Genomic DNA, 7,783 nt, shown 5'->3' with positions numbered 1-7,783 from the left:
TTGCGGTCGTTTTTCATTTTCTGGGAGTTCCGAAAAAATTTTGCATGAATTTTGCATTTCTACCATCTAGATCATCCATGATTTCGTCAATCATCATGTTTTTTTAGTACCCATGATGGATTTGACAAACTGGAGCTTTTCATAAAAGAGTGAAACGATTTTTTCGTAAATGCGACTAATGTAACAAAGGAGGAGGAGATTGGGCTGAAAAGATGGCTTGCTTTCATTGCCGCCGTGTGGAGTGTTTGGTTGGCAGGTTGTAGCGGGCAAACTGACCGCTATGCCATTGAAGGGTATGTCGTGAGAAAAGAAGGAGGGAGCATTTTGGTTGTCAGTTCTGATCCGCAAGATTTTCGTTCCACAGGCGGGCTTAAAGAGTTTTATAATTGCCATCTTGGTTTCTAGTGCACCAGCGCGAGTGAACATTGGTCAAAAAGTTCAAGTTTGGATAGATGGGGGGATTGCTGAATCGTATCCAGGCCAAGGGAAGGCGGGCAAAGTATTGGTTGTGCCAAGCTCTCCGCGTGATGGCGCCAGCTTATCGGAGGAGGAGGCGATTCGCCAAGCGTTGAAGCAAGAAGAGAGTCGGCTCGAGCATATGATTCCTGTGATTCGGGCTGTTCATTATGACAAACAAGCGGACACTTGGATGATTCAAATAAAAGACGCCCATGAACGAACGGAATTCGACGTTCGGATCAAAGATGAATAAAAGCGTTTTGCCGCATGCGAAGCAAAAGCTGTCCTCCTCTTCCCAGCACGGGGGAGAGGGGGACAGCTTGTCGATGACGCGCCAAACAATTCGTTGGATTCCGAAAACAAGTTATTACGAAGACAACACCGAGACAAGCGGACGGTCCGGCAAGTAGAGCTGGGCGTTGTCGCTTTGGCCGGCCGCGATCCAGTCGCTTTGGGGGAATTTCTTTCGGACAGCCCCCGCGGTTCGTGTCTGGAAGGAATGTTTTTTCCATGTTGCGCTGCACAGCTCGCCCCTTGTCCATTTGTTCCCTTGTCGAGTTATTGCGCTTGCCGCAGGCTGGCGATGGATGCCTCATGTTCAATCGAGCGTTTGGAGAGGATGGCCAAAATGTGCTCGTGGCGTTCTTGGTTGACCTCGATCCTTTTGACAATTTGATCGATTTCCATGACCGCTTGTCGAATAGGAACGAGATCGTCTTTGGTCGCCATCTTTGCTTGAATTTCGTTTACGTTGGACTGGAGTCCGTTTACAGTGGAGCGAAGTTCAGCGAGTTCGTCTTTCGTGGCCATTTTCGCTTCGATGTCGTCCACTTTGGATCGGAGCTCGGCGAGTTCGTCTTTGGTGGCCATGTTGGTTTCAATGTTGTTTACTCTTGATTCGATGCTGTCTACTCTCGCCTCGATGCTGCCCGCTCTCGCTTCGATCTTGTTCAGTTGATTTTTCATCTCGTTGACCTCGGATGTCAAGACGCCGACGCTCGAATGGAGTTGATCGAGTCGATCCAAAATTTGGTTAAGCAATGCTTCCATATGGATCATCCTTTCCAAGTGTGGATTGACGGTGATTCAAAACAGCTATTCATGGCTTCTGTTGCTTTCCTAACGCTGTCTGGACCTTGTTGGTGAAGGGGTTGCCAAAGGAGTCGATCATCCGTGGGCATGTGTGCAGCAGATTTGGGGACATCCAGCTTCCATTTTAGCATAAATCGTATGGGGGGAGACAAGGGATTTTTTGAAGAATGATGATGAACAGGGGCGACAAGTTCTAGAGGGCTGGTGATTTAGCGCAAAATATGGCTGATTCCTGCTATCTTTCAATTCGAGAAACGCGGCTGAATCGGCTTTCTTTTCTGATGAAATGCCATCGATTTGCAGGCCGTTCTCGTTTTTCACCATCCTTCTAGAGGGTGGGTGATTGGGTAAAAAAGACTATCGATTCGCATTCTTTCTCAATTAGAGAAACCCTTGCAAAACTGACTTTCTTTTTCTGCGAAAATGCGCCGCTTTGATCAGCGATTTTCATGCCAGGGTAGGGAGCAACGCTTGCTTATGAATGTTTTTTATTATTGTATTGACAAAGATATTCAATCTCACATTTCGCACCCTCTAGGGTGCGAAATGTGAGTTCAATATCAATTATCATCTTAATTGATAAGGATTATCATTATTAAATAGAGATTGAAGGGGGAATATGTAACGTGTTGCAGAAAAAATGGACCTCTCTTCTTGCCATGCTGATGGCGCTGTTCGTGCTGCTTGTGCCGTTGGCTCAACCGGCTGCGCCTGTCGAGGCCGCATCCAAGACAAGGGTGTTTAAGACGGAGCTTGGCAAGCTGGTGATCAAAGGTACCCCGAAGCGGATTGTCACGTTAAGCATGGCGGGGACAGATGCGGTTGTCACGTTAGGCTTAAAGCCAGTGGGGTATACGATTTCCAATTCTGGAACGGTGCCTACATACTTGCGCAATAAACTAAAAGGGGTGCCAAGCGTTGGGGCACTTAGCGCCCCGAGTTTAGAGAGAATCGCAGCGCTCAAACCGGATTTGATCATTATCGACCATGAATTTGAGTTCCATAAAGCGATTATCCCTCAGCTGAAAAAGATTGCGCCAGTAGCGGGATTTCGTGCGAACAGCTACAAAGAAGCCATGAATCAGCTTCTTGTATTAGGAGACATCTTAGGGCGGAAGGCGAAGGCAAAATCGTTTGTGAATCAGTTTTATAAAGAATTGAAATCGCAGCAGGCAAAATTAAAAGATAAAAATCTTCGTGTATTGGGCTTTTTCGTCAATAAAGATGGCATTAATGTATGGCAGGACAACTCATTCTCCGGATCGATTTTTACGGCGCTTAAGGCTGATTATGCATTTAAGGAAAAAGGGGATGAATACTCCGACTTTAAAACAGTAAGTTTAGAAAGAATTTTAGAAATCGATCCAGACGTGCTGTTTGCCTATACGGATCCTGGGAAGAATGACCTGAAAAAAGTGAAAGCCAACCCGATTTGGTCCCAATTAAAAGCGGTGAAAGAAAAGCGGGTGGTGGAAGTCAATCGCGATCTTTGGTCTCGCAGTCGGGGACCGTTGGCGGCAAAATTGATTGTAAAAGAAGCGGCATCCATTTTAAAACGTTATCAGTGATGGGATGGGGCTAGCGAGAGGATGTCATCTTTGGCATACGGAAAAAGAGCGATATGGATCAGTTCGATGTTAGTGTTGGGCATCATTTTGTTGATCATCGTTTCTTTAGTCTCTGGTCCGTTTTTTGTGCCGATTCCAAAAGTGCTGGATGTCCTTTTGCATGACGATGGATCCAAAGCACGAACGGTTGTCTGGAATCTACGGTTTCCCCGTGCGCTTTTGGCGGTTTTGATTGGGGCGAGTTTGGCTGTAGCTGGAGCGATGATGCAATGTTTAACGAAAAATCCAATGGCCGAGCCAAAAATCATGGGAGTGTCGGCCGGCGCTGCTGCGATGGTTGTTCTAATCGAATATTTTTTCGCCGGCCTTCCCCTTCTTTTCTTTTCTCCCCTTGTCTTTTTGGGGGCGGCGGTTGGAGGGGCGACCGTATATAGTTTGTCGCTGAAGAGAGGATCCCTTTCCCCCGTCCGTTTAACACTCGCTGGAGTAGCGGTCAGCGCATTTTTGCATGCGATCACCGTCGGAATTTTGGTCTTGCTTGGCCAGGATGCGGCCGCCGTATATGCCTGGTTGGCCGGTGGGTTAAACGGCTTGACATGGCGCCATGTTTCGCTGATCGCTCCATGGTCTCTCGCCGGCTTGCTCCTCTCCATCATGATTGCTTCGAAAATGGATCTGTTGGAGCTCGGCGATGATACAGCCAAAGGGCTTGGTGTTCATGTGGGGATTCTCAAAACTGTGATGGCAGTCATTATTATTATTTTGGCTGGAAGTGCGGTGTCCGTATCCGGGGTCATCGGGTTTATCGGCTTGATCATTCCGCACATCGTCCGAAAAATGGTCGGGGTGAACTATACGTATATCGTTCCAGTCAGCGCCTTGTGCGGAGGAATGTTGCTTTTGACGGCTGACTTGCTTGCACGCTTGGTGGCGCAGCCGATTGAACTTCCTGTCGGGGTGTTTACCGCCGCCATTGGTTGCCCATATTTTTTGTATTTGATTAGGAAGCAGGGCGAATGGAATGCGTAAGCGTGATGTGGGACTTGTGGCTGGTTTGGCATTGCTTCTTGTCATCATCGTGCCGCTCAGCGCTTGTTTCGGGGATGTGAAAATCCCTGTTTCGCAAGTATGGGAGGCATTTTTCAACCGAAAGTCTTCCCTGAATGGGGAAATCGTGTGGGAATATCGCTTGCCAAGGATATTGGTTGGGCTGTTTGTCGGTGCCAACCTCGCCGTATCCGGAGCGCTGTTGCAAGCCGTGACGCAAAACCCGCTTGCTGCTCCGAATGTCATTGGAATGACGGCTGGCGCCAGCTTGTTTGCTGTGTTGGCGCTGCTGATCATTCCGCATTTTCCTGTCAGCGGCCTGCCGTTCGTCACCTTTTTCGGGGCTCTCTTCGCCGGCCTTTGCGTGTATGCGTTTGCCTGGAAGAAAGGAATGGATAAGGGCCGGTTTGCTCTATCGGGAATTGCTTTTGATGCCTTGTTTCAGGCCGTCATTACAGGGATTTTGGTTTTTGCGACCAAAGGGATTGATGCCGCGGTCATTTGGTTGGCGGGGAGTTTATGGGGACGGACATGGGAACATGTTTTTCTCATTGTTCCCTGGTCGGTGATCGGACTCGGATTTGCTTATCTTTGTTATCGCCGCATGAATGTTTTGCAGCTGCATGATGATATAGCGGCGAGTTTGGGACTGCGTGTCCAAGCAGCCCGTTTCCTGATTTTTCTCATTGCGGTCGGCTTGTGTGGAAGCGCCGTAGCTGTATCGGGTCCGATTGGATTTGTGGGACTGGTCATCCCCCATCTTGCCCGTTTGTTGACAAGGGCCGATTATCAGCGGCTCATTCCGGTCAGCGCCTTATTAGGAGCGATTTTGATGATCAGCGCGGATACGGCAGGAAGAACCATCGCGGCGCCAATCGAAATCCCAGTCGGCATCCTGACGGCATTCCTTGGTGCCCCGTACTTTCTCTTTCTGCTTCGACGAGCAAAATTATAACATGATCGAATCTATCGATGAAAAGGGGATCGTTATGGGTTGGAAAAAATGGATGGTTTCTAGTTTCGTAACAGCCAGTTTAGTCATAGCGGGTGCGGCGGAGTCTGAAGCATATGCGGCGAAACCGGCCAAGCTTGCCATTGAAAGTGCACAGCCGGTGAATGCTTCAACTGTGAAAGAGTATATCGTAAAAGGAAAAGGGCTCAAGGGAGCGAAGATCAAAATTGTGATCACCGATGGAAAAGCATCTGTCACTCATTACACTGTTGTTCAAAAGAGCGGATCGTTTGAAGCGCCGGTCAACGTATCGACATTACGAGATGGGACATTGACGGTGTCTGTCACGCAAATCATCAAGGGACAGAAGCATAGCCGCGTACAAAAAAAGATTATCAAGGATACGAAGGCGCCTTCCGTTCCGGTGATCACGAATAAAGGATGGATCAATGCCAAGCAGCAGAACGCTTATGCTGTTCAAGGAACAGCAGAACCCCATAGNGCTGTGAAGGTTTCATTGAGCGATGGAAAGCAGCGCATCACCAAAACGGTGCATGCAGACGGCAAAGGGAGATTCCGAGCGGTGATCGATGCGAGAAAACTGGCGGAAGGAGAGATTACGGTCTCCGCGGTTAGCGTGGATTCGGCAGGAAACCAAAGCGGCCAATCGAAGAAAGTGCTTCGGAAAGATGTGAGCATAGAGGCCCCTGAACTGTTGAATGAAGGATATATTAACGCTTTCAACTATGAAGCGTATCCAGTCACGGGGACAGGCACGCCTGGAGAGAAAGTGGTGGTGGAGGCTGCTGATGGAAAAAAATCCGTCTCAGCGAGCGGACTTGTGGATGAAGATGGGAATTATGAAGTAGAGATCAATACTTCTTCTCTGAAGGACGGGAAGATCACGATCCGTGTGAAAACGATCGATCAGGCGGGAAATGAAAGCCGGATGGCAAGCGTCGTCCTCATCAAATCGTTGACCTCTCCTGCCAAGCCGTCTATTGAGAATAAAGGATATGTGAACGCCAGTGCAGATGCAACTGCTTATGAGGTGACGGGCAAGGGAGAGCCAGGGGCGGAAGTGGAGGTCACTTTGTCCGATGGAACGAATGAAATCAGCACAGTCGGTACGGTGGAAGAAAACGGGAGATACCGTGTAGAAGCTGATATTTCCCCGTTAAGCGATGGACTGATTACCATTACAGCCGTTCAAACGAGTGCAACGGGCAATGTAAGCCCAGAGGCAACCGCGACGGTTTGGAAGGATACCGCTGTTGCCGCTCCATCATTGAACGCCCTGCCAGCCGTTACGAATCAAAATCAAGCGGCATATACGATCGCAGGAACGGCAGAAAGCAACGCATCGGTGCAAATCATCATTACGGATGGACAAAAATCTCTCGTTGAACGGACGTCGGCGGACTCGAATGGGAATTTTTCGAAGACGATCGATCTGTCTGCATTCAACAATGGCCAGCTGATGATCATTGTGACACAAGAAGACAAAGCGCAAAACCATAGTGAAGCGACCACAGCGACGGTGACGAAAGGGCAATAAGAAGGAACCTGTCGGCCGAGCCTTTCTTTGAAGCGGGATGCTTCAAAGAGGGTTCGGCCGATTTTTTTATGAGTAGAAATGTTTCATAAGTATATGGCATAATCGTTGTAACATGTGGGTCCCTTGGGGAATCGATGGGAATCGATGATTTGATTAACGATGATCATGCAATTGTTCGCAATTGTTCGGGACCGTACACGACTTTTGGGCCTGGGAACAGAAAGCAAGGGGGATTTCCTATGGGAAACATCCAGCCAAGGCGGTTGGTGACGGCAAGCGGCCAACCGATTGTTATACGGACGGCATGGCCCGAGGATGCCGAGCGTGTCGTTGCGTTTGTGAAGGCGGTGGCGGCGGAAGCGCCGTATTTGCTGACGACGGAAGCGGAAGTGGTGACGACGAGCGAGCGGCAAAAACAATGGCTGCAACAAATCATGAATGATCCCGGAAAGCTGGCGATTGTCGCCGAGCAGGAAGGGGACATCATCGGGTTTTTGGATTTTCATAACGGTAATAAGCAGCGGACGAAGCACCAAGGGTCTTTCGGCATGAGCGTGAAAAAAGACTTTCGAGACCAGGGGATCGGCACGGCGTTGCTTGCAGCGCTCCTTGATTGGGCAAAAGAAAATCCTTTGATTGAAAAAGTTTGCCTCGAAGTCGTCGCTGACAACACGAACGCGATTCGATTGTATCAAAAGTTTGGATTTGTGGAAGAAGGCGTGAAGAAAAAAGCTGCAAAAATCGATGACGGGACGTATTGGGATTTGATTTTGATGGCCCGCTTTGTCAAGTAGGTTCGGCGGATGAGTGCGGGGAGATCGCTCGATGAGCATTTCCTTCCTTTCTATTGCGCCGGTTTGCGCTTCGGTGCGGCGGCCGGCGTGACAAGGAGGGAGAACGTGAGCGACAAGGGAATGAGGTTGTTGCCGCTTGGCGTCAGGCTCATGAAGCCGCAGCGGGAACAATACAAACGGATGGCGGCCTGCGAGAGAAAGGCCGCCATGTTGGTTTTGGTTGAAATGCCCAATCTTTTGTCATTTGGTCCCGATGTGCTGTTATTTCTGCCGTTGCTTCTCCTAGAAGACTTGTGATTTAAGGGGAAATGTT

General features: G+C 49.1%; 9 protein-coding genes and 1 pseudogene. 8 read left to right on the top strand and 2 right to left on the bottom strand.

The window, feature by feature from the left end; genetic code table 11:
- Nucleotides 1–328 precede the first annotated feature (328 nt).
- On the top strand, nt 329–712 hold the full coding sequence (locus VU18_RS17005; protein ID WP_021322080.1) for a DUF3221 domain-containing protein: 384 nt from the start codon (nt 329–331) through the stop codon (nt 710–712).
- A complete protein-coding gene (locus tag VU18_RS20400) occupies nt 705–869 on the top strand; it encodes a hypothetical protein (protein ID WP_014196624.1) in 165 nt (54 codons plus the stop codon). The genes VU18_RS17005 and VU18_RS20400 overlap by 8 nt, the downstream gene beginning before the upstream one ends.
- Nucleotides 870–1,017: 148 nt before the next feature.
- Here the strand turns inward: VU18_RS20400 and VU18_RS12640 are convergent, their stop codons facing one another.
- The gene (locus tag VU18_RS12640) at nt 1,018–1,509 is read right to left on the bottom strand and encodes a hypothetical protein (protein WP_021322081.1); all 492 of its coding nucleotides are present in this window, start codon (nt 1,507–1,509) and stop codon (nt 1,018–1,020) included.
- Between the two features lie 668 nt (nt 1,510–2,177).
- Here VU18_RS12640 and VU18_RS12635 point away from each other — a divergent pair.
- From VU18_RS12635 to VU18_RS12615, 6 genes and pseudogenes are all read left to right on the top strand, one after another.
- Entirely contained in the window at nt 2,178–3,119 is a 942-nt protein-coding gene (locus VU18_RS12635; RefSeq protein WP_021322727.1) for an ABC transporter substrate-binding protein, read from the top strand.
- 21 nt (nt 3,120–3,140) lie between these two features.
- Nucleotides 3,141–4,148, top strand: a complete 1,008-nt coding sequence (locus tag VU18_RS12630) for an iron ABC transporter permease (RefSeq protein ID WP_021322726.1) — start codon at nt 3,141–3,143, stop codon at nt 4,146–4,148.
- The gene (locus VU18_RS12625) at nt 4,141–5,121 is read left to right on the top strand and encodes an iron ABC transporter permease (RefSeq protein WP_021322725.1); all 981 of its coding nucleotides are present in this window, start codon (nt 4,141–4,143) and stop codon (nt 5,119–5,121) included. The genes VU18_RS12630 and VU18_RS12625 overlap by 8 nt, the downstream gene beginning before the upstream one ends.
- Before the next feature lies 1 nt (nt 5,122).
- Nucleotides 5,123–5,619: pseudogene (locus VU18_RS20395) on the top strand (hypothetical protein); the annotation flags it as partial.
- Nucleotide 5,620: 1 nt separating this feature from the next.
- On the top strand, nt 5,621–6,676 hold a 1,056-nt coding region (locus VU18_RS12620; RefSeq protein ID WP_236687394.1), incomplete at its 5' end, for an Ig-like domain-containing protein.
- 239 nt (nt 6,677–6,915) lie between these two features.
- Nucleotides 6,916–7,470 carry a GNAT family N-acetyltransferase gene (locus VU18_RS12615; RefSeq protein ID WP_021322723.1) on the top strand — a complete coding sequence of 185 codons (555 nt, stop codon included), beginning with the start codon at nt 6,916–6,918 and terminating at the stop codon, nt 7,468–7,470.
- 50 nt (nt 7,471–7,520) lie between these two features.
- Here the strand turns inward: VU18_RS12615 and VU18_RS20390 are convergent.
- Nucleotides 7,521–7,783 (bottom strand): hypothetical protein (locus VU18_RS20390; protein WP_236687393.1); only part of this gene is annotated, 263 nt, incomplete at its 5' end.

This window comes from Geobacillus sp. ZGt-1, assembly GCF_001026865.1.
Taxonomy (GTDB): Bacteria; Bacillota; Bacilli; order Bacillales; family Anoxybacillaceae; genus Geobacillus; species Geobacillus thermoleovorans.
This window is presented reverse-complemented; position numbering and strand designations above follow the sequence as displayed.